This is a genomic window from Streptomyces sp. NPDC014656 (genome assembly GCF_043084305.1).
In the GTDB taxonomy this organism is placed as follows: domain Bacteria; phylum Actinomycetota; class Actinomycetes; order Streptomycetales; family Streptomycetaceae; genus Streptomyces.
In genome coordinates this window covers 85112-109274 of the sequence record NZ_JBIBZN010000003.1, presented here as the reverse complement: position 1 = coordinate 109274, position 24163 = coordinate 85112, and the positions used below count along the sequence as shown (strand labels likewise).

Below are 24163 nucleotides of genomic sequence, written 5' to 3'. Positions count from 1 at the left end.
GCCCCCGTTCTCCCGCGCGGCGCGTTCTCGGCCGGCCGTCGTCCCGCCGCTTTCCGCGCGGTGCGCCGCGGCGCCGTAGGGGACCCGGGCGGCGGGGCCGGCGTAGATCTCGGTGAGGAGGCCGCCGCTCCCCGCGTAGCACTTGAGGCGGACCCCGCGCCCCCACCGAGACGGACATTGCCGCCGATGGGGAACCCCCTTCCGCCGGAGCCGTCTTGACCCCCGTGCCGGCTCGATCGTCGAGTCGGCGGAAGGAGGTTCTGATGACAGGTCGGGTGAGCGAGCGGTCGGTGAGGGCGTCCGCGCCGGAGTACCAGGGAGCGCTGGGGTCCCTGTCGGTGAACGCCTCCCTCCCGGACGTCCTCGCGGAGGGCCTGCGGGGAGCCCGGGAGGCGGAGCGGTCCGGAGACCTGCACGAGGCGGCGCGCTGCCGGCTGGCCGTCGCGGAGGCGTGCCGCAGGCTCGGGCGGACCGGCGAGGCCGACCGGGCGTGGAAGGCGAGCTACCGGGCGGCGCGTGCGGCCGGCCACGAAGGGGCGATGGCCTGGGCCCTGTGGAGCGGTGGCACGCTGGCCCGGCAGCGCGGCGCCTTCAGGCTGGCGTACCGGCTGCTCAGGCTGGCCTCCGAGGCCGGCGAGCGGGGCGGGGACGTCGTCGCCCGGGGCTACTCGCTGGCGGGCCTCGCCGAGACCGGGCGCATCCAGGGCGACTACGCGAGCGTGGCGCGCCTGCACGAACAGCTGCTGACCGAGGCGCGCCGCCGGGGCGAGGCCCGGCACACCGTGTGGGCGCTGGAAGGCATCGCGCAGATGCACCGCAACGCTGGCCGCTTCGACGAGGCCCTCGCCCTCTTCGAGGAGGCCGCCGAGACTGCGGAGCGCGCCGAGGACCGGCGCGGCTGGGCGTGGGCCCTGCGCGGCATCGCCGACGTGGTCTCCGCACGCGACGGAGACGTCGAACGCGCCCTGGCGCTGCTGTCGCGGGCGGAGGAGGCCTGCCGCGAGATACGGCTCCGCGGCGCGCTCGCCTACAACCACAAGATGCGCGGCAACGTCCTGTACCGGGCGGGCCGCTACGGGCAGGCCCGCGAGCTGTACGTACGGGCCCTCGACGAGTTCCGGGCGATGGACGAGCCCCGGGGGACCGCCCTGTCGAGGCTGGGGCTGGTCAAGGCCGACGCCCGGCTGGGGCGCGACGCCGCGCACACCGCGGCCGAACTGGCCGCACTCCGCACGGACCTGGAGCGCATCGGACTGCTCCACGCCCGGGACATCGTGGACGGAGCCGCCGCCGAGCTGGGCATCGGCCGGCTGCCGGAACCCACCCGAGCCGGGCCGGCGGCGGCGCGACCGGCGCTGCCGGACACCGGTGCGGAGGCACTGCGGGCGGCCGACCCGGAGGGGCTGCGGTGAGCGCCCTCTCCATGCCCATGCCCATGCCCATGTCCGCGTCCGTGTCCGTGTCCGCTTCCTGGATCCGCCCGCCCGTCGGCACGGCGGAGGTGAGGGGCGCGCCGGACGCGGTGGACGAGGGGGGCGCCCCCTCGGAGCGCGGCACCTCGGCGACCGGCGTTTTGCGGCGCTGCCGGGAAGCGGTCCGCCCCGCGCTGGTCGGCGCGGTCGGCCGTCTGCACCCCTGGACCGGGGAGATGGCGGCGTACGCCCTGGGCTGGGCCGACACGGCGGGGACCCCGGACCCCGGAGGGTCCGAGGGCAAGGGGGTGCGGCAGGCCCTCGCCGTGCTCGGGGCGGAAGCCGTGGGGGCGGACGCCGCCGACGCCGTCCCGGGGGCGGTGGCCGTCGAACTCGTCCACACCTTCTCCCTGCTCCACGACGACATCATGGACGTGGACGCGCTGCGCCGGCGGCGCCCGGCCGTGTGGAAGGCGTACGGCACGGGGCCGGCCGTCCTGGCGGGCGACGCGCTCCTCGCCCGGGCGGTGACCGGCCTGGCCGAGGCACGGAGCGACCGCACGGCGGCGGCGGTGCGCCGCCTCTGCGGCGCCCTGAACGACCTGGTGGCGGGCCAGGCGGAGGACCTGCGGTTCGAGCGGCGGCCCTGGCACGGGCCCGGCGCGGTCGGACCGGAGCAGTACCGGTCGATGGCGGAGGGCAAGACGGGCGCCCTGCTGGGATGCGCGCTCGCGCTCGGCGCGGTCCTCGGCGGAGCACCGGAGCCGACGGCGGCCGCGCTCGACCGCGCCGGGCGTCATCTCGGCCTCGCCTTCCAGGCGGTGGACGACGTCCTCGGCATCTGGGGCGACCCGGCGACGACCGGCAAACCCGTCCACGCCGACCTCCGCAGGGGGAAGAAGACCCATCCGGTCCTCGCCGCGCTGGCCGGCGGAGGCCGCGCCGCGCGCGAGCTCGGGGCGCTGCTCGCCTCCTCCCGGCGCACCGACGGCGCGACCGACGGTGTGACCGATGGCGTGACCGACGGCGTGATCGACAGCGCGACCGCCGAGCGCGTCGCCGCACTCGTCGAGGAGGCCGGGGGACGCGCCGCGACCCGCGAGGAGGCGCGCCGCCACCTGGACGCCGCCCGAGGCGTCCTGCGGGCGACCCCGCTGACGCGTACGGCCGCGGAGGAGCTGGACATCCTGTTCACCGGCCTGGCGGACCGCGTCCGGTGAGCCCTGCCGGCCGCCCGGCACCGCCCTCGTCACCGCCGGCGGCCCCGGCGCTACGGCAGGATCGAGTCGACGTACCCGCCGTCGACCCTCAAGGCGCCGCCGGTGGTGGCGGAGGCGTGGTCGGAGGCCAGGTAGACGACCATCGAGGCGATCTCCTCCGGTTCGATGAGCCGCTGCAGCAGCGACTGGGGGCGGTGCTCGCGCATGAACACCCGCTGGGCCTCGTCCCAGGGCAGCGAGGAGTCGACCAGCTCGTACACGAAATCCTCGATCCCGCCCGTGTGCGTGGGCCCCGCGACGACCGAGTTGACGGTGACGCCGGTGCCCGCCGCCTGCTTGGCGAAGCCGCGCGTGACCGCCAGGAGGGCGGTCTTGGACATGCCGTAGTGGATCATCTCCGCGGGGATCACCACGGCCGAATCGCTCGCGATGTTCTGCACCCGCCCCCAGCCGCGCTCGCTCATGCCGGGGAGGTACTGGCGGATCAGCCGCACGGCGGCCAGGACGTTCACCTCGAAGTAGCGCCGCCATTCGTCGTCGCTGATCGCCAGCGGATCCGCTTCCCCGAAGACGCCGAGGTTGTTCACCAGGACGTCCACCTGCGGCAGCGCGTCCGCGGCGCGGCGCGCTCCCTCCTCGCTCGCCACGTCGGCGACCACGGGTACCAGCTCCGCGCCGGCCACCTCGGAGCGGATCCCCGCGATGGCCCGTGCCACCCGCTCCCCGCTGCGCCCGTTGACCCCCACACGGGCGCCCGCGCGCGCCAGACCGGTGGCGATCGCGGCACCGATCCCCTGGGTGGAGCCGGTGACCAGAGCGGTCCGTCCTGACAGATCGATGAGCATGGGGGGCCTTTCCTGCGGATCGCCTGCGGATCGCCTGCGGATCACTTGTGGATCACTTGTGGACCGGGGGTACTGCCTGATCCCGTCTACCCGGTCCGGAGCCGTCGGCATCAGGAGACACCCGTCTCGCCCAAAGGGCTCTGCCGAAGGCCGGTGGCCGCCCGGACGGCCCGCGCCCTGATGGTCCGCCTCCGGACGGTCCGCGCCCGGACGGCCCGCGCCCCCCCCCGGGCTCCCGTCCGGGCGGCAGGGGCGGGTCCGAAGACGGCGGGACGCGCGGATGTGTGCCCGGGAGAAGCGGGGGTAGGCGGGGCAGCGGAGCGCATGGACCGCCTCCCCGCCGTCCGCCCGCGGTCATCCCCCCTCCCGCGGGCCCACGGCAGGTGACCGCCCCGCCCGATCCCCCCACCGGCGCGGGGCGGTCACCGTTCCCCGGCAGGGCGTACCCCTCCCTCCGCCGGGGGTGGGGCGGACCCGCGCCCGTAGCGTCGGCGGCCATGACGATCAACCGTCCGGGGCTGCCAGGGGTCCGCCGGGCCGTGCGGGAGCCATCCGCCCCCGGCCTCCTTCCCTGAGGGCGGTCGACGCCCGATTCCCGTTGCCTGCGCGGAAGGCGAGGGGGCATACGGACCCCATGACCGTCTCGAAGAGCAGTGTCCTCGTCCTCGACAGCACCGATCCCGAGTCCCTCGCCCGCTTCTACGCCGCGCTGCTCGACGCCACCGTCGAGCCGAGCGCCGGCGGTCACGACCTGCTGCTGATCTCCGGTGCCGACGGAACCCTCCTCGGCATTCACCGCGACCCCGGCCACGCACCGCCGAGCTGGCCCCGGCCGGAGGACTCCCAGCAGTCCCACCTGTGGATCCTCGTCGCCCCCGAAGAAATCGACGAGGCGGAGCGCGAAGCGGTCTCCCTGGGCGCCCGCCCGGTGACCGCCGAGCACAACGGCACCCGCACGGACCGCCGTACCGACGTCCGCCGCTTCATGGACCCGGCGGGGCACGCCTTCGTGCTGGCCGCGCACCACGCTTCCCTCTGACGGGGCGGGAGGGCCGGCGCCGCGCGAGGATCCGCGCGGACGGCGCCGGCCCCCGACGCCGCGGCCGAGGAGGTCCTGGACGTCACCCGGCGGTACGTGAAGGAGCGCGAGGCGTTCGGCCGGCCGCTGGCCGAGCTCCAGCACGTGCGCTTCGAGATCGCGGAGATGGCCACCGAGTGCGCCGTCACCCGTGCCTTCGTCGACCGCTGCATCGCCGGGCACGCGAAGGGCTCTCTGGACGCCGTCCACGCGTCGATGGCGAAGCGGTGGGCGACCGAGCTGCAGAAGCGGGTCGCCGACCGGTGTCTGCAACCGCACGGCGGATACGGCTACACGACCGAGTTCCCGGTGGCCCGCGCCTTCACCGACGGCCGCATCCAGACCGTCTACGGCGGGACGACCGAGATCATGAAGGAGATCATCGGCCGCTTCATCGACGAGGGCGTGGCGATGGTCGGCGAGGGCATCGAACCCGCCCCCGTAGAGCAGGCCGCCGCCCCCGGCCCCGCGGGTCCGGGCCCGTTCCCGCACCCGCAACGGCGACGGCTCGTGGGCCGGCGGCCCGGACGCGGACTCCTGCGGGAGCTGCGGCGGCTGCGGCGGGGACTGAGCCGGCCGGGAACCGGCCTGCTCCGGGCGGGGCGGAATGGCTAGGCTCCCGGCATGGCTGACGACTGGCACGTCCTCATCGAGGAGGACACCCGCGAGACCCGGCGCGCCGACGGCGTCGAACTCAGGCTGCACCGCTGGACCCTGGTGGCCACGCACCCGGTCGACGGCACCCGGGAGCAGGCGCTGGCCGTCGCGGAGGACGCCGCCCTCAACTACCTGCCGGCCGTCCTGGCCAGGCACGCGCGGCCCGGTGACGCCCCCGCCCGCCGCGCTTTCCTCACCCCGGACGGCACCTGGCTGGTCTGGGTCGGGCAGCACCACCGCGAGTGCCACATACGCGTGACCGTGGCCCGCCTCGTCCACACCCGGGAAGAGGAGACGGCCCCGCCCAAGACCCTGAAGGAGAAGCTCCGCGAGGCCCTGGACGGCCCCGAGCCCGCCCCGGCCCCCTGGACGCCCCGCGGCTGACCGCCGGCCCGCGCCGCGCCCGGGCCCGCTCGTGCGTCCCCCCTCGGTCCCGCCCCGGTTCCGTACGGATTCCGCGCGAGCGCCCTGCGGGCGGTCGCCGGCCCCGGTGCCGGCCGGCCGCTCAGGGAGGCGTCAGGGCGTCGAGCCGGGCGGCGAGTTCGGGATGGGCGGGGGCGAGGTGGCGGCGGGTGGCCGCCAGGGGGGCGACGAGGTCGGCCGGATCGTCGTGGGCGAGGGCCGCGTGGAGTTCGCCGACCGGCCCCCGCGCCGCGGCGGGCAGGTCGGTGAGCGCGGTGATCTGGCCGGCGAGGCGCCGCAGGTCGGCGGCGTTCTCGCGCGCCCAGCCGGCCGCGGTGCGGTCGTCGGCGCGTCGTTGCCGGGTGGCCTGGACGCGTTCCTCGCCCGTGGAGCCCGCCGGGCCCGGGCGCCCGCGCAGGTAGCGGCGCTCGGCGGCCTGACGGCTCGCGACGCCGAGGGGCCGGGCGAGGTCGGCCCAGCTGGCGCCCGCGTCCCGCGCCGCCTCGATCAGTCCGGTCTCCCACCCGGCGAGCTCCTCGCGGACCTGCCGCAGCAGCATCAGCGAGGCCAGGGCCTGCTCCGGCCCGGGTCCGGGCGCCTCCGCGGTCTCGTCGCCGGCGGTGCGCAGGGCGCGGTCGATGGTGCGGAGGGCCGCGGCGGCCGCGAGGAACGACGCCGGCCCGGGGGTGGCACCGCCGGGCCCCGGTGACTGGTCGGAAGGGTTCACGAGGGTCTTCTCCGGTGTCGTCGGATGGACGACGCTGCGTTTGTCATCCATTGGATGACATGCTACAACGGTTTCCGTGAGGCGCATTGGCAGCAACTGCCCGACCCTCTGGAGGTGTTTCCCATGTTGATGCGCACCGATCCCTTCCGCGAGCTCGACCGGCTCACCCAGCAGCTGATGGGCCCGGCCACCTGGTCCCGGCCGTCCCCGATGCCCATGGACGCCTACCGCGAGGGCGACGAGTACGTGGTGGCCTTCGACCTGCCCGGCGTCACCGCCGAGGCGATCGACATCGACGTCGAGCGCAACATGCTGACGGTCAAGGCCGAGCGACGGCCCGTGGCCAAGGCCGACGACGTGCAGATGGAGCTGTCCGAACGGCCGCTGGGAGCCTTCTCCCGCCAGATCGTCCTCGCCGACACCCTGGACACCGAGCGCATCGAGGCCGCCTACGAGGCGGGCGTGCTCACCCTGCGCATCCCCATCGCCGAGCGTGCCAAGCGCCGCAGGATCACCGTCGGCGGCGACTCGGGCCGCAAGGAGATCTCCGGCTGACACCCCGGTGACACCACCCGGGACCACCCGGGACCACGCGGAGGCGGGAGGACGGGGAAGGCGGGGCAGGCGGGACACGGATCCCCCTTCCCTCCTCCCCTCCCGTCCCCCCCCCGCCCCGACCGCACTCCGAGGAGAACGGGAGGCGACCACGATGGCCCTGCGACGCGAGGCGTTCCTCGGACACGTCCGGGAACGGGGCACGTACGACACCCTGGACGAGGCCGACAGGGCGGCCCGGGTGGTACTCGCCCTCCTCGGTGCCCATCTGGTCGGCGAAGTCCGCGCCCGGCTGGCCGCGAGCCTGCCGGACGACTTCGCCCTGATCCTGCTGAACCCCCTCCAGAGCGCCGAACCCCTGACACCGGAACGGTTCGTCAGGGCCACCGCCGCCTGGATCGAGGGCGCCACCGAACAGACCGCCACCTGGGACGTCAGCGCCGTCCTGTCCACCGTCGCCGACACCGCCGGGGACGACCTGCTCGGCCAGATGCTCCTCCAGCTTCCCGAGGGCTACGACCTCCTCTTTGGCAGCCCCCGGACCACCTGACCACCCGCCGGCGCCCCGCCGGCGACAGCGAGAAAGGCGACCACCCCAGTGATGACCGACCGGCCCACGCCTCTCCCCGCGCAGCCCTACGGGACGGCGTACGAGCAGATGCTGGAGAAGGTCCGTTACGAAGGGGCCTACCCCACCCGGGAGAGAGCGGCCGAAGCCGTCGAGCTGGTCCTGGCGGGCCTCGGACGGCAGCTCACCGGCGACGAGCGCGTCGACCTGGCCGCCCGGCTGCCCTTCGAGGCCGCACGCGTGCTCACCGTGCAGATCCCCGACGTCGAACCCCTGACCGGATGGGCCTTCGTCAAGGACCTCGCCGACCGCTCCGGAGCCTCCCTGGCCACCACCCGCTGGGACACCGGATCCGTCTTCACCGCCGTCGCCGCCCACGCCGGCTCCGAGCTCACCACCCGCATCCTCCACCGGCTCCCCAGCGGGTACGCGCTGTTGTTCGGCCGCCCCGAACTCGCCCAGGCCGCGTAGGCGCCCCCGCCCGCGGGTCCGTGCGGCCGACACCGTCCGGGGCGCGGGACGACCGGCCGTTCCGCGCCCGCCCATGACCAGGACCCGCACGGCGTCAGCCTGGCCCGGACGCGTTTCGGCGGTGCCGTAGGGGTGAGGCGGGTCCGTGTCAGGGGAGGGCCGGTCGGCGGGAGACGGGTCCGGACGAGGGAGGGGCCGTATGAGGGGACGTGCGAGAGGCCGGGCGACGGCGGCCGACGACAGGGGCGCGGACGGGAGCGCGGGGCGCCGGACGGTCCCGGCGCGGTCCGCGCGGGACCTGGTGCTCGTGGTGGGACTCGTGGGAGTGGTCACCGGAGGCGCGGCCCTGATGGTCAGGACGGCACGGTCGACCGGCTCGTACCTCCCGGCCGTCCTCACGGCCCTCGCGCTGCTGCTGGGCGTCGTGGCGGTCCTGATCCGGTGGAACAGGACCGCCACGGCACGCGGCCGGAGCCGGAGGCGGAGCCGGGCGGAGCGGAACGGCCCGGGAGCGGCCGGTGCCGCCGCGGTCGCGGACACGGCACCCCTGCCCGACGCCGGCGACCCCGTGGCGGAGACCTTCCCCGCCCCGCCCACCGTCCCGCCGCCCACCGCCCCGCCCGCCGTCGACTCCGGGGCCCTGGACCACCTGGCCGTCGACCCGGACGGCTTCGAGCACACGGTCGCCGCCCTGTGCGCCCGTGACGGCTGTTCCCCCGTCGAGGTGGTCGGCGGCGCCGGTGACCTCGGCGCGGACGTGATAGCGACGACCCCCGCAGGAACCCGCGTGGTCCTGCAGTGCAAGCAGTACGGCGAGGACCACCGGGTGGGATCCCCGGACCTCCAGCGGTTCGGAGGCACCTGCTACGCCGTGCACGAGGCCGACGTCGCCGTCCTCGTCACCACCAGTTCCTTCACGGACCCCGCGCTGGAGTACGCGGCCTCCTGCGGGATCGTCTGCGTCGACGGTACGGAACTGGCGGCCTGGACCGCGTCGACGGCACCGCCCCCCTGGGCCGCATCAGCGGGAGACCCGGACCCGGTCCCGGGCCCCCGGGACGGAAGCCCCTGCGACACCTGAGACGGCCGGCCCCCTGCCGGCCGCCGGACCACGGGGGAGCCGCCGGAGCGCGGGGAAGCCGCCGGAGGGCGGGGGAGGGGCGGGGGGCATCGAGCAGACCCTCGGTCTCCGCCACCGCGCCCCGCCACCGCGCCCCGCCACGGCCCCTGGCGGACGCGCCGCCGATGGCGGGGCCACCGACGGCGGGGCCGTCCCGTGAGGGGCCGGGGCCCAAGCCGACCGCACCGGCGGCCGGACCCCATGCGACGACCGTCAGCCCGCCGGTGTCGGGGGCGGCCCCACCCACCTCGGCACTCACTCCGGCATCACCCGCCGGTCATACGAAGGACGGCCCGCGAAACGGATGAGGTCCCTCCTGCTCGGCGGTCTTCCGGAGGCGGGCCCTAGGATGGGAAACGATCTTCGCCCGATCACCCCGCCGGGCGGACAGCGCGAGCCCCACACCCTGCGGGTGCGCGTACACCTCGCAGTGCAGAAAGGTTGCGCCACCCCCGTGCCCGTCCCCCGCCCCCACCGCCTGTTCGCCTCCGGCACCCTCTTCGACGAGCACGTCCGGAGCACGCTCTTCGGACCACGGATCCCGGCCGTCCCGGCGGTCCTCACCGGTCATGCCGTCCCACCGCGGCCGGCCACCACCGGCGGCCCCGCCACCGGCCTCACCCTCGAACGCCGGATCGACGCCCAGGTCGAGGGCACCGTCCTGCACCTCACCGACGACGACCTCACCACCGCCGACGCCCACGAGGCGGGCCACGGTGCCGTCCGCCGCCGGGTGGTGCTCGGCTCGGGCGAGTGGGCCTGGGCGTACCTGGACGCCAGGCCGCTGCGCCCCGCGGCCCGCATCGTGCTCGCCGGCGACAGCATCGCGTACGGGCGCTGCGATCCGCGCGGTGGCTGGGCGGGACATCTGGCGGCCGCGCACATCGCCGCGAACGAGACCGCGCACCGTTTCTTCAACCTGGCGGTCCCCGGGGCGACCCTGGCCGACGTGGCCGCCCAGACGCCGGCGCTGCTGCCGGCCCGCCTCCCCGACACGCTGCTCGTGGCGGCGGGCATCAACGACGCCGCCGCCGGCGACGGGGACCTCGCCCGCCTCGCGGAACACCTCGACTCGCTGGCCGCCGACGCCCTCGCCGCAGGCGCGCGGCTGGTCGTCGTCGGCCCCACCTGGCTCGACGAGGAACACGCCCCCGTCCACGAGGGACTGCGCTTCACCCTGGACCGGGCCCTGGCCCTGCGGTCAGCCCTGCGCGCCTGGTGCGAGACCCGCCACGTCGACCACCTCGACCCGTGGGAACCGCTGCGCGACCGCCCCGACCTGCTCGCCGACGGACTGCATCCGACGGCGGAAGGGCACGAGGAGGTCCACCGGTTCCTGGCCCGGCTCGCGGGCGTCCGAGCGGTCGCGCCTTTCTGACGGGCCGACAGGGCGGCGCCCTCGACAGCCGGACCGGCGCGGCGGGCAGGGAGGGGCCGGGGGAGGAGGACCGGCCCCTGGTGCCTCCCGCGCGGCTCTCCCCCTCCCGGCCCTCTCCCTTTCCTCTTCCCTGTCCTCTTCCTCAGCCCGGCCAGGAGCCCGTCAGGCGCCGGACGGCGGTCGCTCCGGAACGGTCGGCCGCCGCCTTCACCACGGCGAAGATCGCGCCCTGGATCGCCGCGGCGAGCAGGATCTCCTTCCAGGCACGGTTCTCGTCGGTGGCGTCGGGGGCGTCGTCCTCGTGGGCGACCACCTTCCACGTCTGCTTGAAGGCCGCTGCGGCGAGCATGCCGCTGACGGCCCCGATCACCATGCCGACCGGCTTGTAGGCGACCTTGGCCTTGTTCATCGCTGCCTCCGTGTGCGCACCGTGAGCACCAGGGCGGTGAGCGCCGCCGTCGCGACGACGAGCGCCCCGCGGTGGTTCCGGGCCGTCGCCGCGGCTCGCCCCGCCCTCTCCCGTACCGGTTCTGGGGTCCTGTCATGGACGACCCGGGCGGCGTGCGCGGCCTTGTCCCTGAGCTCGTCGGTGACGAGCGCGGCCTTCACCGCCGCCTGTTCCTTCACCTCCACCGCCTTCTCCTTGGCCTCGGCCGCCTGTTCCCTGGCCAGAGCCTTGACGTCGGCCTTGGCCACGAGTGCCTGGACGGTGCGGCCGAGCTCCTGACGGGTCTGTTCGATCTGCCCGCGCAACACCTCGGGGGTGGGCGGGGATCCCTCGGTCTCGGACTGCTGACTCATCGGTGTGCCTTCTCCTTGATCTCGGCCACATCGGCCTTGACGCTGTCGATGGTCCGGCGCGGCGCGATGCTGCCCGCCTTGTCGATCTGCTTCTTCCCGGCGGTGGCCATCACCGCCGCCACCAGGGCCAGCACGGCCCCGACGACCAGGGCCGACGCCCACAGGGGCAGGACCATGGCGAGGGCGGCGACGGCGGCGGCGACGAGGGCCTGGGCGGCCAGAACCCCGACGAGGCCGGCCCCGCCGAAGAGGCCGCCCCCGACGCCGTAGCGTCTGCCCTTGCGCGACATCTCCGCCTTGGCGAGCTCCACCTCCTCGCGTACCAGCTCCGAGACCTGCTGCGACGCCCGTGTGACCAGCTCACCCACCGACGCCTCCACAGTGTCGACGGGGCCGGGCTGCCGTCCGGCGGCGCTCATGGCATCCTCACCTTCCCTCCACGTGCAGGGGCGGAACGCTTCGGCACCTCGGCGGCGGCCGACGACAGCGCTCCCGCTCTCTCCGTGCCGCTTCTCCATGCCGTTTCTTCGTGCCGTTTCTGCGTGCCGAGGGACGGGCCCAGCGGCACGCAGGTGCTCTCCGCGCGCGCCTACCCGCCCGCCCGCCGCTCATCCCTCGGTTCGCGGCCGGCCCGGTTCCCGGCGAACTCGATGTCCGATCTCCGCCGGTACACCGGCGGTCCGTCGAGTGAGAATCGGCTCGTGAACGCCGAACCGCGGGGAATCCGCATCCGTCACCGGGGACACGGACCGCGGGTCCACCCCACCGCCTACGTCGCCCCGACGGCCACCCTCGTCGGCGACGTCCGCGTGGGGCCGAGGGCGCGGGTGATGTACGGCGCGGTGCTCGATGCCGAGGGGGCCCGGATCGAGATCGGGGAAGCGACGGTGATCTGCGAGAACGCCGTGCTGCGCGGATCCGCCGTCGCCGGTGACCAGCCGGTGCTCGTCGGCGATCACGTCTTCGTGGGCCCGCACGCCACGCTGCTGGGCTGCCGGGTCGGCCGGTGCGTCTACGTGGCGACCTCGGCGACGGTCCTCCAGGAAGCACGTTTGGGGGACGGTTCGGTCGTCGCCGTGGGTGCCCTCGTCCACGCGCGAGCCGCCGTGCCGGACGAGTTCTTCGTGCCGCCGCACACCGTGGCACTCGACGAGCCGGTGCGGCTGCTGGCCCCCGGTGATCCGGGTCTGGCCGAGGCCATCGGCCGGGTGGGTTTCGCGCGGGTGGCGTTCGGTGTCGACGCGGAGTGGACCGACCGGATCGGCCGGTACGAGCGCATCGCGGAGGTGAGGGCCGCCGAGTTCGGCGCGCACGCGGACGACGAGGTCCTGAGCCCCGGCCCGCGGCGCGCCGGGGAAGACTGAGGGGCAGGCGCCCCCCCCGGGCGCGTGACGGCCTGCCCGTCGGTTGCCACGTCCCGATCCGATCCGATCCGATCCGGACCGGACCGGATCGGACTGGACCGGATCGGACTGGACTGGACCGGACCGGACCGGACGGGACCGGATCGGGACGGCTGGTCCCCGTGGGAGTCAGTCCAAGAGCGCGGTCGCTTCGACCTCGACGAGCACGTCCGGCTCGAAGAGGTACTCGACGCCGATGAGGGAGGCCGGAGGCATGGGGGAGGGGAGGCCGATCTCGCCGGCGACGGCCTCCACTCCGGCCATGAAGTCGCCGATCTTCTCCGGCGCCCACCGGGTCACGTAGAACGTCAGGCGCAGCACGTCCGCGAACGTCGCGCCCGCGCCCGTCAGTCCGATGGAGGCGTTGCGCAGCGCCTGGGCGACCTGCCCGGCCAGATCGCCCGGTGCGACGGGGGTTCCGTCGGCCCTGCGCGCGACCTGGCCGCTGACGTGGACGTGCTTCGTCCCGGTGCCCACGGCGACGTGGTGGTAGGGGACCGGGCGGAGCATGCCGTCCGGGGTGAAGTGCTGAACAGCCATGGGTTTCTCTCCTCCGTAGTAGGTATCTTGAAGCTACCTAGGAGAAGAAAGACACTTCAACGAGACCAGGTTTCGTCATGGATACCGCCGGCGAAGTCCGCATCGACGCCCCGCACCGCGAACTGCTCGACCAGATCCTCGACAAATGGTCGCTCAGCGTCCTCAACGAGCTCTGTGAACGCCCCTGCCGCTTCAACGAACTTCGCCGGGCCGTCCCCCGGGTCACACAGAAGTCGCTGACCGCGACGCTCCGACGTCTCGAACGCAACGGCGTGATCGAGCGCGAGGTCGTCTCCACCCGCCCGGTGGCGGTCCAATACCGGATCACACCGCTGGGCAAGACCCTCAGGCCCCCCATCGACGTGCTGCTGGCCTGGGCCTCGCAGCACATGCCCGCCATCGAGCGTGCGCGCGAGAACTTCGACGCGGACGAGGAGACCGGCTTGTGACTGCGCGCCCGTGGTGGACCGGCCGGCGAAGCCCACCTCGCCGCGCCGGGGCGTCCGTGGCGGCGTCCAGGGAGTAGTTGTGGTAATCACGAGTAACAACCCTCACGGCGCAGAGGGCGGTGACCATCGGCTGACGTCAATAGGGGAACCGATGCGCCCCGGGACTCCCGGTTCTCCGAGCCGTGGTGGTGTTCGCGGAATCGGGCTCGGCCGGGTTCGTGTGCCAGCATGACGGGCGTGATCGAGAACGGTGACAGAGAGGGCCCGGACGGGCTCCTCGGCGCTGCTGACTCGCCGTCGTGGGCGGTCCGAGCGGCTGCCGGGCGGCGCTTGGCGGCCTCGGCGGACATGCCGGGCGTCGAGGGCGTCCTGCGCCGCCTCCTTCTGGACGAGTGGGACACGGCGGTCACGCAGGAGACGGCGGAAGCGCTCCTGGAACGCCGGGACGCGATCGGCTTGCGTCTGGTCCTGGGGGCCCTGGCCGTCGCCGACGACGACACGGCCGATGAGCTCGACGCGGCCCTCGCCTGCGTCTTCCAGCCGTCCGGCGATGCCGCGGCGCAGCTGGAACTGCTCTGCGGGGAACTGGCGTCGGACCTCGACGCGGGAGTCCGGCGGGAAGCCGCCACGATCCTGCTGCGGCTCCGGCCGTCCAGCGGGTGATCGCTCTCCGTTCGAGGACTGCCCGCAGGCGGGCGGCACGGACGACGTCCTCGTCCGCGGGGGAGAGCGGCCGGGGCGCGAGCGGGTGGGCATGCCCGGGCCGCCTCCCCGCACGGATGCCGCGGCGCCCCCGGTGGGCGCATCGCGGCCCGGCACGTCACGGTGATCGGTGGACGGCCGGCAGGTCCGTCACGGCCCGCCGACGGATCGCGTAGACGCCCGGGAGTTCGGGCGGGAGGCGCGCTCGTCGATCCCGTGCGGGCCTTCGTAGGGGGCGCCGAACCCTGCCGTGGCGGAAAGGCCGTGGGAAGCGGGGAGGCGCCGGCGTTCGACGGCCCCGCGGTCTCCGCCCGGACGTCGGGTCCTGCCGTCCGGGCCGCGGGCAGCGGTGCGGCGGCGGGCCGCCCGCCCTCCCGCGGCCGGAAGGCGGGCCAGGCCGCGACCTCGGCCACCTCCGCCGGCACGGGTGCGGGTCGACTGGGTCCCGGTGCGCCGGGCAAGCCCCCTTTCCACGGGCACCGCCGCTGGCTATAGTCCAAAACTAGCAGTGCTAATTTATGGCCGCGCCGGACGAGCGACGGGAGGTCGCCGGCAGCCGTACCGCGCCGCTCGGAGGCGTACGGCCCGAACGGCCCGCGGCACCCCCGCCGTACCAGAGCCGTACCAGAGCCGCACCAGAACGGAACGGAGCACACCCTCCCCATGTCCACTCTCTCGCTCGCCGCGATCCTCGCCGACAACGCCCGCCGCAGGCCCGACAAGGAGGCACTCGTCCAGGGGGAACTGCGCCTGACGTTCGGCGAGGTGTGGGACCAGGTCCGCGCGCGGGCGGCCGCGCTCGTCGAGCGGCTCGGCGTCCGCCCCGGTGACCGGGTGGCCCTGATGGCGCCGAACACCGTCGACTTCCCGCTCGCCTACTACGCGATCCTCGCGGCCGGCGGCGTGGTCGTCCCCGTCCACCTGCTGCTCTCCGCCCGTGAGGCCGAGCACGTCCTGCGCGACAGCGGCGTGAGCCTGCTGCTGTGCCACTCCTCGCAGACCGCCGTTGGCACCGCGGCCGCCGAGGCCGTCGGCGCACGCGTCGTCGGCCTCGGCGACGACGGCGAACTCGACCGCCTGGCCGGGGAGACCGCCCCGATCCGGGTCTACGCGGCCCGGGCCGCCGACGACCCGGCCGTCATCTTCTACACCAGCGGCACCACCGGCGTACCCAAGGGCGCGGTGCTCAGCCATCTCAACCTGGTGATGAACGCGACCGTCGACGCCTTCGACTGCGGCGAGTACCGCCCCGACGACATCGTCCTCGGCTCGCTCCCCCTCTTCCACGCCTTCGGGCAGACCGCCTCCCTGAACGCCGTGTGGCGCGCGGGCAAGACCCTCGTGCTGCTGCCCCGCTTCGACGCGGCCGCGGCCCTGGAGCTGATGGTCCGCGAGAAGGTCACGGCCTTCCACGGCGTGCCCACCATGTACGTCCACCTCCTCGCCGCCGCGGAGAAGGCCGAGCGGCTGCCCCGGCTGCGCATCGCCGTCTCCGGTGGCGCATCGCTCCCCGTCACCGTGCTCGAACGCTTCCAGGAGCTGTTCGGCTCCCCGGTGTACGAGGGCTACGGCCTGAGCGAGACCTCGCCCGTCGCCACCGTCAACCAGCCCTGGTACGGCGCGCGGCCGGGCACCGTCGGGCACCCGATCTGGGGCGTGGACGTGGAGATCGCCCGCGCCGAGACGGACGACCGCGTCGACCTGCTGCCCACCGGCGAGCTGGGCGAGATCGTCGTGCGCGGCCACAACGTCTTCACCGCGTACCTGGGCCGTCCCGAGGCCACCGCCGAGGCGCTCGTCGACGGCTGGTTCCGCACCGGCGACCTCGGCACCAAGGACGCCGACGGCTACCTCACGATCGTCGACCGCAAGAAGGACGTCATCATCCGCGGCGGCTACAACGTCTACCCGCGCGAGGTCGAGGAGGTGCTCATGCGCCACCCCGGCGTCGGCCACGCCGCGGTCATCGGCCTCGCCGACGACGTGCACGGCGAGGAGGTCTGCGCCGTCCTGGTCCCGAAGCCGGGTGCTGACCTCGATCCCGGCGAAGTGATCGCCTGGTCCAGGGAACACCTCGCCAAGCACAAGTACCCGCGCCGCGTCGAGATCACCGACGAGCTCCCGCTCGGCCCCAGCATGAAGGTCCTCAAGCGCGAGCTGAAGACGACGTACGCCAAGGGCTGACCGTCCGGATGCCTGACCGCCCGATCGCCTGACCGCCTGCTCTTTCGATCCCCTGCTCCCCTGACCGAGGGTCCTGCCGGGCCGGAAGACGTCACGGCTCCGCCTCGGTGCAGGCGCGGGCGGCCGTCGGAGAGAATGATCACCAGGCAGTTCGGCCGACGGCAGGTCGGCCGACGACGAGAGCGAGGAGCGGGCGATGAGCCTTGAGCGACCGGAGATCGATTCCCCCCAGGGCCGGCCGTCCCCTTATCTGCACATCGAGGACGTGGTGGTCGGAGACGGGGCCGAAGCCGTCAAGGGGGCCACCGTGTCGGTCCACTACGTCGGGGTGGCCCACTCCACCGGCGAGGAGTTCGACGCCTCGTGGAACCGCGGCCAGGCCTTCGAGTTCGTCCTGGGAGGGCGTCAGGTCATCAAGGGCTGGGACATGGGCGTACGGGGCATGAAGGTCGGCGGCCGCCGCAAGCTGGTCGTCCCGCCCCACCTGGCCTACGGGGACCGCTCGCCGTCGCCGGCCATCAAGCCGGGCGAGACCCTGATCTTCGTGGTGGACCTCCTCTCGGTCGGCTGACACCGGGGGCGCGCCCTCCGGGGCGCGCCGGGCGGGTGCGGGCGCGAGGGGCTCCGTACGGGCGCGCGCCCCGTTGCCCGGACGCCCAGGACGCCCCGGACGCCCCGGGCCACGGCGGAGGCCGGCGGGTCAGTCGAGGCGGATCGCCAGCATGCAGGTGTCGTCCTCCAGGCCGGTCTGTTCCGGGTCCGCGAGGATCCCGTCGATCAACGCCTGGGGCGCCGCACCGGCGGAGCGGGCGACGAGTTCGGCGAGGCGGTCGATGCCCTTCGTGACGTCCTCGCCCCGGCGCTCCACCATGCCGTCGGTGTAGAGGAGCAGCAGGTCCCCCTGCCGCAGAGGCGTCGTCGTGGTCTCGTACGCGTAGCCGGGCAGGGCTCCGAGCAGGGGGCCGCGCTCACTGGTGCGGAGGGGCTCGGCGCGTCCGTCGCGCAGCAGCAGGGGAGCGGGGTGGCCGGCGTCGGCCCAGTGCAGCTCACGGGCCTCGTCGATGTGGCCGGTGACGACGGTGGCCGTCGGGTTCGCGGGGTCGCTGCACAGGAGGTCGTTGAGCCAGGTGGTGATCTCGCCGGCGGAGGCCCCGGTCTGGGCGAGGCCGGCCAGCGCGTGCCGTTGCTGGGACATGCGGGCCACCGCGTCCAGCCCGTGGCCCGCGGCGTCGCCGATGGCGACGAGGACCCGCCCGTCGGGCAGGAGCCGGCACTTGTACCAGTCGCCTCCGACGGCCGCGTCCGGTTCGGCGGGCCGGTACGAGGCCGCCACGGTCAGCCCGACCGCGGCCAGGGCCTCGGAGTGGGTCGGCAGCAGCGCCTCACGCAGGGCGTCGGCCACCCGGCGTTCGGCCCAGGCCTGGCGGCGGAGCCGGTCGGACTCGCGCTCCGTCTCGGCGATCCTGCGCCGGCTGCGGATCTGCGGGGTGAGGTCGCGGGCCACCAGGTTCACGGCCCAGGGCCGCCCGTCGGTGCCGGCGACGGGCCTGCCGAGGAGGTCGAGCGTGCGGACCTCGCCGAGGACGAGGAAGCGGATGCGGGTCCAGGCGGGTTCCTCCCCGGCCAGGACGGAGGTCAGGAACTCGGAGAACGCGGTGAGGTCACCCGGCAGCAGCGCGTCGCAGAGCTGGTCCAGCGTCCACGGCATCCGGATCTCGGCGTGGAAGATCCGGCTCAGCCCCTCCGACCAGGTCACCTTCCCCGACAGCAGGTCCCAGTTGCCCCAGCCGAGGGAGGCGAGGTACTGGGCGTCGATCGTCATGAGCTCGGTCTGGCTCTGCACCGGCCGCCAGGTCGCCAGGACCTGCTCGCCGCAGCGCGCTGCGGAGTAGAGGAGCGGGGCGCGGTGCAGCCGGCCCAGCCGCTGCTCGGTGTAGTCGACGACCCGGCCCTCCAGCGGCCCGCCGCCCGCGACGACGTCCGCGAGGCCCGAGAGGAGCCCGCTCGCGGCCGCGCCGGGCCGGGCCTCCAGGAACCGCTGTCCGACCTGCCGGTCCGGTGCCTCCAGCCAGTCGGCGGAGCGGATCTTGTTGCCCGCCACGATGCGGAAGTCCCGTACCGCCCCCGTCTCGTCGTGGAGCGGCTCCAGGAGGACGGCGGACGCCGGGATGGCGTCGAGGACGGCGCAGGTGCCGGTGGCGTCGGGATCGTGGGTGCCGCACAGGCAGGTCGCTCCGGCGTTGCCGCGCGCCGGGAGTTCGGGCGCGGCGGCGAGCGTCTGGACGGGGGAGGTGACCTCCGGCCCTGGGGTGGGAACGGCGGGCCGGTCCGCGGTGCGGCGGACCGCGGACCTCAGGCTGGAGATCTCGTCGCCGATGAGGGTCTTGAGCTCTTCGACGGTGTCGGGCAGCGGAAACCCCATGATCGCCTCCCGGGGCCGGTCGGCACACCCCTGGGCCGGCGGTCCGGGCCCCGCCACCGCCGACTCCCCCCGCCCCTGCCCGCCCGGCGGCCCGTCATGCGCGGCCGGCCCGCCCCTTGCTCGTCACGGGCGGCGGCCACCTCGACTGCTTTGCGGCTCGGCCCGCCTCGGCAGCGGCTCGATCGCCCAGGACGGTACGTCGATGGCCGCGCCCCATGTCGCGGGCGCCGCCGCCCTGTACAAGCAGGCCCACCCGAACGCCGAGCCGGAGGAGATCTACTCCGCCCTCCTCACGAACTCCACCAAGGACCACCTGACCTCCCTCAGCACCGGCAGCCCGAACCGCCTCCTGAACACCGGCGGCCTCTGATCCCCCGTCCGGGAGCGCCCCGGCAGGGCGCTCCCGGACGGAAGCCGCCGGCCGCCCGTGGGAGCCCCCGCGATCAGCCGTCCAGGAAGCAGCCGTCCGGAGAACCCGCCGGACGGCGCCGAAGGCGGCCGCCGAGCGCCCGCGCGGGTGGAACGCGTCGCCCTGGTGACCGACGCCGGACGGACGGCCCGTGTCACCCCGCTCTTCGGCCGGACGGCGCGGGGAGAGGCACCGGGAGAGACGAAGACTTCCCCCTCGCGGCCCGCGACGAGGCACCCGCGCGGGCCGCCGACCGTACCGGCCGGCCGGGGTTCGGCGGGTGTTCACCGCGAAGACGTGTGGTGGCCCGCCACGGGCCGCGTGTGCCCGGGAGCGTGGCCGCGCCTCCCACGCTCCCGCGATCCGTCAGGAACCGTCACCGCATGTTCTCGCTGAAGTCCGCCCGTCGCCCCCTGACGAGCACGCTCGCCGTGCTCGCCGCCTCCGCCCTGGCCGGCAACGTCCTCTCGGCCGCGGGCCCCGCCTCGGCGGCGCCCGGTGAACCCGGTCTCCGGCCCTCGCTCTGCGGCCACGACCAGCGGCCGACTCCCCGGGAGTACCTCTGCGCCGAGCCCGGCGACCTCGTGGAGGTCCGGATAGGGGACGTGCGTCCGACGCAGCCCTCGCTCGGCCATGACGAGGTGTACTACAAGCTCGGGCGCTACACGCTGGGCAAGGACGAGATCAACAAGAAGTTCGACGACTGGTGCGAGACGAACGGTCAGGCGGAGGCCGCGAGCGCCGCCCCGGACGCACGGCTCGACGACCCGGACTCCTTCCGCTGCGAACTGCCCGTCGGCCAGGAGACGCCGGAGAGCGTCGCGGCCATGAAGACCGTGGTCATCGGCCCCGGCGGAAGCCTCTTCCTGACCGACGGCCACCACACCCTCACGTCCTTCTACGAACTCCCCGACGGAGGAGCGGACCTGAGGATACGGCTGCGTGTCGTGGACAACCTCGGCCGGCTGCCCCGGCCGGCCTTCTGGGACCGCATGAAGGCCGAGAAGTGGGTGTGGCTGCGCGACGCCCGGGGGAACGACGTCGACGTCGCCGAGCTGCCCAGGAACGTCGGACTCGCCGAGTTCGACGACGACCCCTACCGCAGCCTGCTCTACTTCGGCCGCGACATCGGCTACGCGGCCGGGACGATCCCGTTCCAAGAGTTCTTCTGGGGCGCCTGGCTGCGCGACACCCGGCCCGCCGGCCTCGACGACTGGAACACCGACGACCTCGCCGGATACCTCGGGGCGGTCGAGGCCCTGACGAAGGCACAGACCGCCCTGTCCCCGGACACCGTGGTCGACGGCGGCCGGACCGCCCGTGAGCTGGGCGTCCTGGCCGCGTGGAACGACGGCAAGGCCCGGGACAAGGGGGAGTTCGGCAAGCTCTCCAAGCCGTACGGAGACGCGAAGCCGGGCAAGCTCGCCTACGCCCTCGCCTACAAGGCGCAGCGGACCGGCCGCTGAGCGGGGCTCCGCGTCAGGCGTCCTTCTCCATGCCGGGGCGCAGCCGTGCGAGCAGGGAGTAGAGGGTCGCGCTGTCGTCGGCGTCGAGCGTGTCGAGGGCGCCGTGGGTGGTCTGCATCTCCTCGCGGACGCGCCGGATGACGTCCCGGCCCTCGTCCGTCGCGATCACGTTCTTGACCCGGCGATCGGAGGGGTCGGGCTCGCGGCGCACCAGGCCGCGGGCCTCCAGGCGGTCGACGATCCCCGTCACGTTCGACGCGTCGCAGACCAGCAGGGTGGCGAGGGCGCGCATCGGCAGCGGGCCGTTCAGCTGCGCGAGGACCTTGGCCTGGGTGGAGGTGAGGCCGTGGTGGGCCGCCGCCACGGCGAAGTCGCGCCACTGGGCGGTGCCGATGGCGGCGAGGAGCTCCAGCAGCTGGAGCTTGGTGGGCGTCTCGGGGGTGGTCGCGCGCATCCTTCGAGCGTACTCGCGGTGCTTGACATTATCAATTGTTTACTTGACCTACTCAACTATCCGGGCCTACCTTCGAACCTCTTACTTGATGACGTCAACGATCCATGCCCTGAAGCACCGGGAAGGCCCCCACCCGCCCATGAACCACGTGACCTCCCCGCCCGCCGGCGAGCGGCGGCGCGAGACGCTCGTCGTCTTCGCCCTGAGCCTCGCCGCCATGGTCGTGTCGATGATGCAGACCCTGCCGGTCCCGATCCTCGGCCTCATCCGCTCCGACCTCGGCACCACGACCGCCGGGGCGAGCTGGGTGACCACCGCCACCCTGCTCTCCGCCGCCGTCTTCACCCCGCTGCTCGGCCGCTTCGGCGACCAGCACGGCAAGAAGCCCACCCTCGTGGTCGTCCTCGGCGTCATGGTCGCCGGCTCCGTCGTCGCGGCCCTGGCGACCTCGCTCCCCGTGCTGATCGTGGGCCGGGTCCTCCAGGGCGCCGCCACCGCGATCTTCCCGCTCGCCCTGTCCGTGCTCCGCGAGGAGGTCCGCCCGCAGCGGCTGCCCGGCGCGATGTCGCTGGTCAGCGGCACCCTCGCGTTCGGCAGCGGTCTCGCGCTGGTCGCGACCGGCCTGCTGACCTCCGGGTCCGACGCCGACTACCGCAGTGCCTTCTGGATGGCGACCGCCTTCGCCGTCCTCGCCCTGCTCGCGGTCGTCCTCCTGGTCCCCGCGACCCGGCAGAAGGCCGGCGGCCGCACCGACTTCCTCGGAGCGCTGACCCTCGGCGCCACCCTGCTGCTGCTCCTGCTGCCCATCTCGCAGGGGCACGAGTGGGGCTGGACCTCCGGCCGCACCCTGGGCGGCTTCGCCGGAGCCGCCGTCATGACCGTCGTCTGGGTGTTCACCGAACTCAAGGTCCGCGAGCCCCTCGTCGACATGCGCATGTTCGTCCACCGGCCGGTCCTGATGGCCAACCTGGCGGGCGTCCTCGTGGGCTTCGGCATGTTCGCGAACTTCCTCGGCGTCTCCTACCTCGTCCAGATGCCCGAGGCCCTCACCGGCTACGGCTTCGACGCGTCCATCCTGCGCGCCTCCGTCGAGTTCCTGCTGCCGGGGGCGATCGTCTCCCTGCTCGCCTCGCCGATCGGCGGCCGGCTGGTCCGCCGTCGCGGTCCGCGTACGGCTCTGGGCCTGGCCGCCGGCCTCGGCGCCCTCGGCTTCGCCTGGCTCGCCCTCGACCACGGCCACACCGCCTCGGTGATCGGCGCCGGCGTGGTCGTCGGCGCGGCCGTCAGCTTCGGGTACGCGGCGATGCCCGCCGTCATCATGGCGAGCGTCCCGCACCACCAGAGCGGCATCGCCAACGGCATCAACTCCATCTCCCGCTCCACCGGCAGCGCGATCGGCAGCGCCGTGGTCACCACGATCCTGGCCTCCCGGACCCTGGAGCACCTGCCCGCAGGCGTGCCCGCCCTGCCCGCCGAGTCCGGCTTCGCCCTCACCTTCTGGATCGGGGCCGCCGCCTTCGCCCTGGTCGCGGTCATCGCCCGCGTCGGTCTGCGGGGCGGCCACGCGCCCCGTACCGAGGGGACGGGCGCCCCGGCCGTCGCGACCGCCGCGAGCACGGGGGCCACAGGAGCCGCTGAGGCCACGGACAAGGAGAAGGCGCCGGCTCTCGGAGGCTGAGGCGGGAGCCGGCGCGCGGTGCGGACGCAGGGGGCTTCCGCACCGCCGCACACGGCCTTGCGGGAGGACCGTCGCCGGACGGCGCCGGTCCGGCCGGCCCGGTGGCCGCATGGTGAACAGGCCTTGCGCCGCGTCGCCTTGGGCCGTTACCGTCCGGGTCGCCCTCCTGTCTACGCGCGTCGACGCGGGGCGGTGTGCACGTACGCCATCACGGAGCCGAGAGGTCACATGCGCCGAACAGCCCTTCCCCGAACCGCCCTCGCCCGCACCGTCGTCGCCACGGGCGCGGCCCTGGCCGTGCTCATGGCCGCGTTCACCGCCCAGGGGGCGGAGCGCCGCGAACGGAACCCCGGCGGCGCCACGGCGGCGGCCCTGGGCATCAGCGGGATCGCCGTGACCCAGCGCACCGGGAGCGGCTTCGAGGCCCTGGTCGTGCACGACAGCAAGAAGCCCGGCGAGCCCCGGATCTCTCAGTACGCCTACCGCCCCGGCAAGGCCCCTCGCGTCGTCCCGCTCGACTGGAGGGGCGCGGGCGAGCCCGTCGACCTGGAGGCCATCGACCGGGTGCCCGGCAGGCCGGGGGAGTACATCGCCCTCGCCGGCGAGGGCATCGGCTACCGGGTACGGGTCGTCGGGGATGCGGGGGATGCAGGGGGTGCAGGGGTGGAGGTCCTGGACCTGTTCCCGCTCCCGGCGATCGCGGAGGGCGACAACTTCGAGAGCTTCGCACTCGCGCCGACCGCGCAGCCCGGTGTCATGGTCGCGGTCTGGGCGGACCGGGGCCAGGACGACCGTCCGGCCACCCTGTACGCCGCCCGGATGGTCCTCGACCAGTACGGTGAGCCCAGGTTCGGCGCGGTGCGGACCGCCGAGATCCGCGCCCCGTACCCCTCGGACGACGTCCGCCACGCTTCCGACCTCAAGATCACGGCCTCCGGCGGTCTGCTCGTGAGCTCCGCGTCGGACCCGGGCGACGACGGCCCGTTCGACTCTGCCGTCTACGCGGCCGGTCACGTCGGCCTCGACGCCTCGGGGGCGGTACGCCTCGCCACCGCCGAGGCCCCCCGGACGCTGGCGGAGTTCGAGGGTCACAAGGTCGAAGCCCTCGACTGCGTGCCCGGCACCCGCCGGGCAGCGCTCGGCACGGACGACGAGGCGAACGGGGGCTCGCTGCTGACCGCCGCCATCTGCGGGCGGTGAGGCGCCCCCCGCCCGGTTCCGC

26 protein-coding genes and 1 pseudogene are annotated in these 24163 nt (G+C 74.5%); 19 read left to right on the top strand and 8 right to left on the bottom strand.

Annotated features, from left to right (window positions below):
* The first annotated feature begins 263 nt into the window (after positions 1 to 263).
* Together ACF1ED_RS07950 and ACF1ED_RS07945 are read left to right on the top strand one after the other, a co-directional pair.
* Positions 264 to 1412, top strand: coding sequence for a tetratricopeptide repeat protein (locus ACF1ED_RS07950; protein ID WP_391757714.1), 1149 nt, complete (start codon positions 264 to 266; stop codon positions 1410 to 1412).
* 29 nt (positions 1413 to 1441) lie between these two features.
* The gene (locus tag ACF1ED_RS07945) at positions 1442 to 2632 is read left to right on the top strand and encodes a polyprenyl synthetase family protein (RefSeq protein ID WP_391757712.1); all 1191 of its coding nucleotides are present in this window, start codon (positions 1442 to 1444) and stop codon (positions 2630 to 2632) included.
* Positions 2633 to 2682: 50 nt separating this feature from the next.
* On the opposite strand, the gene ACF1ED_RS07940 is transcribed toward ACF1ED_RS07945, so the two are convergent.
* The gene (locus ACF1ED_RS07940; RefSeq protein ID WP_391757710.1) at positions 2683 to 3477 is read right to left on the bottom strand and encodes an SDR family NAD(P)-dependent oxidoreductase; all 795 of its coding nucleotides are present in this window, start codon (positions 3475 to 3477) and stop codon (positions 2683 to 2685) included.
* Positions 3478 to 4111: 634 nt separating this feature from the next.
* On the opposite strand from ACF1ED_RS07940, the gene ACF1ED_RS07935 reads away from it, so the two are divergent.
* From ACF1ED_RS07935 to ACF1ED_RS07925, 3 genes and pseudogenes are all read left to right on the top strand, one after another.
* Positions 4112 to 4516, top strand: a complete 405-nt coding sequence (locus tag ACF1ED_RS07935; RefSeq protein WP_391757708.1) for a VOC family protein — start codon at positions 4112 to 4114, stop codon at positions 4514 to 4516.
* Positions 4517 to 4558: 42 nt separating this feature from the next.
* Positions 4559 to 4945: pseudogene (locus ACF1ED_RS07930) on the top strand (acyl-CoA dehydrogenase family protein); the annotation flags it as partial.
* A gap of 234 nt (positions 4946 to 5179) precedes the next feature.
* On the top strand, positions 5180 to 5596 hold the full coding sequence (locus ACF1ED_RS07925) for a hypothetical protein (RefSeq protein WP_391757706.1): 417 nt from the start codon (positions 5180 to 5182) through the stop codon (positions 5594 to 5596).
* Between the two features lie 121 nt (positions 5597 to 5717).
* Here the strand turns inward: ACF1ED_RS07925 and ACF1ED_RS07920 are convergent, their stop codons facing one another.
* Positions 5718 to 6392 (bottom strand): type III effector protein, encoded by a 675-nt coding sequence (locus ACF1ED_RS07920; protein WP_391757704.1) that lies wholly within the window; start codon positions 6390 to 6392, stop codon positions 5718 to 5720.
* Between the two features lie 72 nt (positions 6393 to 6464).
* Here ACF1ED_RS07920 and ACF1ED_RS07915 point away from each other — a divergent pair, with 72 nt between their 5' ends.
* The 5 genes from ACF1ED_RS07915 (at position 6465) to ACF1ED_RS07895 (ending at position 10433) form a co-directional block, all read left to right on the top strand.
* Positions 6465 to 6896: an Hsp20/alpha crystallin family protein gene (locus ACF1ED_RS07915; protein ID WP_391757702.1), complete on the top strand. Its 432-nt coding sequence runs from the start codon at positions 6465 to 6467 to the stop codon at positions 6894 to 6896.
* Between the two features lie 154 nt (positions 6897 to 7050).
* Positions 7051 to 7446 carry a DUF2267 domain-containing protein gene (locus ACF1ED_RS07910; protein ID WP_391757700.1) on the top strand — a complete coding sequence of 132 codons (396 nt, stop codon included), beginning with the start codon at positions 7051 to 7053 and terminating at the stop codon, positions 7444 to 7446.
* Positions 7447 to 7497: 51 nt separating this feature from the next.
* Positions 7498 to 7935: a DUF2267 domain-containing protein gene (locus ACF1ED_RS07905; protein WP_391757698.1), complete on the top strand. Its 438-nt coding sequence runs from the start codon at positions 7498 to 7500 to the stop codon at positions 7933 to 7935.
* Between the two features lie 199 nt (positions 7936 to 8134).
* Complete coding sequence (locus ACF1ED_RS07900; RefSeq protein ID WP_391757696.1) at positions 8135 to 9016, top strand: restriction endonuclease; 882 nt, start codon at positions 8135 to 8137, stop codon at positions 9014 to 9016.
* Between the two features lie 493 nt (positions 9017 to 9509).
* Positions 9510 to 10433: a GDSL-type esterase/lipase family protein gene (locus tag ACF1ED_RS07895; protein ID WP_391757694.1), complete on the top strand. Its 924-nt coding sequence runs from the start codon at positions 9510 to 9512 to the stop codon at positions 10431 to 10433.
* 142 nt (positions 10434 to 10575) lie between these two features.
* Here the strand turns inward: ACF1ED_RS07895 and ACF1ED_RS07890 are convergent, their stop codons facing one another.
* From ACF1ED_RS07890 to ACF1ED_RS07880, 3 genes are read right to left on the bottom strand one after another with little or no spacing between them, the layout of a single operon-like run.
* Positions 10576 to 10842 (bottom strand): DUF4235 domain-containing protein, encoded by a 267-nt coding sequence (locus ACF1ED_RS07890; protein WP_391757692.1) that lies wholly within the window; start codon positions 10840 to 10842, stop codon positions 10576 to 10578.
* Complete coding sequence (locus ACF1ED_RS07885) at positions 10839 to 11234, bottom strand: DUF3618 domain-containing protein (protein WP_391757690.1); 396 nt, start codon at positions 11232 to 11234, stop codon at positions 10839 to 10841. The genes ACF1ED_RS07890 and ACF1ED_RS07885 overlap by 4 nt, the downstream gene beginning before the upstream one ends.
* Positions 11231 to 11653, bottom strand: coding sequence for a phage holin family protein (locus ACF1ED_RS07880; RefSeq protein WP_391757688.1), 423 nt, complete (start codon positions 11651 to 11653; stop codon positions 11231 to 11233). The genes ACF1ED_RS07885 and ACF1ED_RS07880 overlap by 4 nt, the downstream gene beginning before the upstream one ends.
* Before the next feature lie 282 nt (positions 11654 to 11935).
* Between ACF1ED_RS07880 and ACF1ED_RS07875 the strand changes: the two genes are divergently transcribed.
* On the top strand, positions 11936 to 12598 hold the full coding sequence (locus tag ACF1ED_RS07875; protein WP_391757686.1) for a gamma carbonic anhydrase family protein: 663 nt from the start codon (positions 11936 to 11938) through the stop codon (positions 12596 to 12598).
* 168 nt (positions 12599 to 12766) lie between these two features.
* Here ACF1ED_RS07875 and ACF1ED_RS07870 read toward each other — a convergent pair whose 3' ends face one another.
* Positions 12767 to 13177 (bottom strand): RidA family protein, encoded by a 411-nt coding sequence (locus tag ACF1ED_RS07870; RefSeq protein WP_391757684.1) that lies wholly within the window; start codon positions 13175 to 13177, stop codon positions 12767 to 12769.
* A 77-nt stretch (positions 13178 to 13254) separates the two neighbouring features.
* Between ACF1ED_RS07870 and ACF1ED_RS07865 the strand changes: the two genes are divergently transcribed.
* The 4 genes from ACF1ED_RS07865 to ACF1ED_RS07850 all read left to right on the top strand — a co-directional run bounded on the left by ACF1ED_RS07865 (position 13255) and on the right by ACF1ED_RS07850 (position 17083).
* Entirely contained in the window at positions 13255 to 13626 is a 372-nt protein-coding gene (locus tag ACF1ED_RS07865; RefSeq protein WP_391757682.1) for a winged helix-turn-helix transcriptional regulator, read from the top strand.
* 237 nt (positions 13627 to 13863) lie between these two features.
* Positions 13864 to 14289 carry a hypothetical protein gene (locus ACF1ED_RS07860; RefSeq protein ID WP_391757680.1) on the top strand — a complete coding sequence of 142 codons (426 nt, stop codon included), beginning with the start codon at positions 13864 to 13866 and terminating at the stop codon, positions 14287 to 14289.
* A 702-nt stretch (positions 14290 to 14991) separates the two neighbouring features.
* Positions 14992 to 16512 carry a long-chain fatty acid--CoA ligase gene (locus tag ACF1ED_RS07855; protein ID WP_391757678.1) on the top strand — a complete coding sequence of 507 codons (1521 nt, stop codon included), beginning with the start codon at positions 14992 to 14994 and terminating at the stop codon, positions 16510 to 16512.
* 196 nt (positions 16513 to 16708) lie between these two features.
* A complete protein-coding gene (locus ACF1ED_RS07850; protein ID WP_391757676.1) occupies positions 16709 to 17083 on the top strand; it encodes an FKBP-type peptidyl-prolyl cis-trans isomerase in 375 nt (124 codons plus the stop codon).
* Between the two features lie 129 nt (positions 17084 to 17212).
* On the opposite strand, the gene ACF1ED_RS07845 is transcribed toward ACF1ED_RS07850, so the two are convergent.
* Positions 17213 to 18934, bottom strand: coding sequence for a PP2C family protein-serine/threonine phosphatase (locus ACF1ED_RS07845; protein WP_391757674.1), 1722 nt, complete (start codon positions 18932 to 18934; stop codon positions 17213 to 17215).
* On the opposite strand from ACF1ED_RS07845, the gene ACF1ED_RS07840 reads away from it, so the two are divergent.
* On the top strand, positions 18888 to 19304 hold the full coding sequence (locus tag ACF1ED_RS07840; protein ID WP_391757672.1) for a S8 family serine peptidase: 417 nt from the start codon (positions 18888 to 18890) through the stop codon (positions 19302 to 19304). The genes ACF1ED_RS07845 and ACF1ED_RS07840 overlap by 47 nt on opposite strands.
* A 422-nt stretch (positions 19305 to 19726) precedes the next feature.
* On the top strand, positions 19727 to 20809 hold the full coding sequence (locus ACF1ED_RS07835) for a ParB-like protein (protein ID WP_391757670.1): 1083 nt from the start codon (positions 19727 to 19729) through the stop codon (positions 20807 to 20809).
* Between the two features lie 13 nt (positions 20810 to 20822).
* On the opposite strand, the gene ACF1ED_RS07830 is transcribed toward ACF1ED_RS07835, so the two are convergent.
* The gene (locus ACF1ED_RS07830) at positions 20823 to 21263 is read right to left on the bottom strand and encodes a MarR family winged helix-turn-helix transcriptional regulator (protein WP_391757668.1); all 441 of its coding nucleotides are present in this window, start codon (positions 21261 to 21263) and stop codon (positions 20823 to 20825) included.
* 139 nt (positions 21264 to 21402) lie between these two features.
* Between ACF1ED_RS07830 and ACF1ED_RS07825 the strand changes: the two genes are divergently transcribed.
* Positions 21403 to 22941 carry an MFS transporter gene (locus ACF1ED_RS07825; RefSeq protein WP_391757666.1) on the top strand — a complete coding sequence of 513 codons (1539 nt, stop codon included), beginning with the start codon at positions 21403 to 21405 and terminating at the stop codon, positions 22939 to 22941.
* 228 nt (positions 22942 to 23169) lie between these two features.
* Complete coding sequence (locus ACF1ED_RS07820; RefSeq protein ID WP_391757664.1) at positions 23170 to 24141, top strand: hypothetical protein; 972 nt, start codon at positions 23170 to 23172, stop codon at positions 24139 to 24141.
* Positions 24142 to 24163 lie beyond the last annotated feature (22 nt).

Coding starts and splice junctions, on each gene's coding strand:
- ACF1ED_RS07950 (WP_391757714.1), top strand. CDS start 264: ATGACAGGTCGGGTGAGCGAGCGGTCGGTGAGGGCGTCCGCGCCGGAG.
- ACF1ED_RS07945 (WP_391757712.1), top strand. CDS start 1,442: ATGTCCGCGTCCGTGTCCGTGTCCGCTTCCTGGATCCGCCCGCCCGTC.
- ACF1ED_RS07940 (WP_391757710.1), bottom strand. CDS start 3,477: ATGCTCATCGATCTGTCAGGACGGACCGCTCTGGTCACCGGCTCCACC.
- ACF1ED_RS07935 (WP_391757708.1), top strand. CDS start 4,112: ATGACCGTCTCGAAGAGCAGTGTCCTCGTCCTCGACAGCACCGATCCC.
- ACF1ED_RS07925 (WP_391757706.1), top strand. CDS start 5,180: ATGGCTGACGACTGGCACGTCCTCATCGAGGAGGACACCCGCGAGACC.
- ACF1ED_RS07920 (WP_391757704.1), bottom strand. CDS start 6,392: ATGGATGACAAACGCAGCGTCGTCCATCCGACGACACCGGAGAAGACC.
- ACF1ED_RS07915 (WP_391757702.1), top strand. CDS start 6,465: ATGTTGATGCGCACCGATCCCTTCCGCGAGCTCGACCGGCTCACCCAG.
- ACF1ED_RS07910 (WP_391757700.1), top strand. CDS start 7,051: ATGGCCCTGCGACGCGAGGCGTTCCTCGGACACGTCCGGGAACGGGGC.
- ACF1ED_RS07905 (WP_391757698.1), top strand. CDS start 7,498: ATGACCGACCGGCCCACGCCTCTCCCCGCGCAGCCCTACGGGACGGCG.
- ACF1ED_RS07900 (WP_391757696.1), top strand. CDS start 8,135: ATGAGGGGACGTGCGAGAGGCCGGGCGACGGCGGCCGACGACAGGGGC.
- ACF1ED_RS07890 (WP_391757692.1), bottom strand. CDS start 10,842: ATGAACAAGGCCAAGGTCGCCTACAAGCCGGTCGGCATGGTGATCGGG.
- ACF1ED_RS07885 (WP_391757690.1), bottom strand. CDS start 11,234: ATGAGTCAGCAGTCCGAGACCGAGGGATCCCCGCCCACCCCCGAGGTG.
- ACF1ED_RS07880 (WP_391757688.1), bottom strand. CDS start 11,653: ATGAGCGCCGCCGGACGGCAGCCCGGCCCCGTCGACACTGTGGAGGCG.
- ACF1ED_RS07870 (WP_391757684.1), bottom strand. CDS start 13,177: ATGGCTGTTCAGCACTTCACCCCGGACGGCATGCTCCGCCCGGTCCCC.
- ACF1ED_RS07865 (WP_391757682.1), top strand. CDS start 13,255: ATGGATACCGCCGGCGAAGTCCGCATCGACGCCCCGCACCGCGAACTG.
- ACF1ED_RS07855 (WP_391757678.1), top strand. CDS start 14,992: ATGTCCACTCTCTCGCTCGCCGCGATCCTCGCCGACAACGCCCGCCGC.
- ACF1ED_RS07850 (WP_391757676.1), top strand. CDS start 16,709: ATGAGCCTTGAGCGACCGGAGATCGATTCCCCCCAGGGCCGGCCGTCC.
- ACF1ED_RS07840 (WP_391757672.1), top strand. CDS start 18,888: ATGAGGGTCTTGAGCTCTTCGACGGTGTCGGGCAGCGGAAACCCCATG.
- ACF1ED_RS07845 (WP_391757674.1), bottom strand. CDS start 18,934: ATGGGGTTTCCGCTGCCCGACACCGTCGAAGAGCTCAAGACCCTCATC.
- ACF1ED_RS07835 (WP_391757670.1), top strand. CDS start 19,727: ATGTTCTCGCTGAAGTCCGCCCGTCGCCCCCTGACGAGCACGCTCGCC.
- ACF1ED_RS07830 (WP_391757668.1), bottom strand. CDS start 21,263: ATGCGCGCGACCACCCCCGAGACGCCCACCAAGCTCCAGCTGCTGGAG.
- ACF1ED_RS07825 (WP_391757666.1), top strand. CDS start 21,403: ATGAACCACGTGACCTCCCCGCCCGCCGGCGAGCGGCGGCGCGAGACG.
- ACF1ED_RS07820 (WP_391757664.1), top strand. CDS start 23,170: ATGCGCCGAACAGCCCTTCCCCGAACCGCCCTCGCCCGCACCGTCGTC.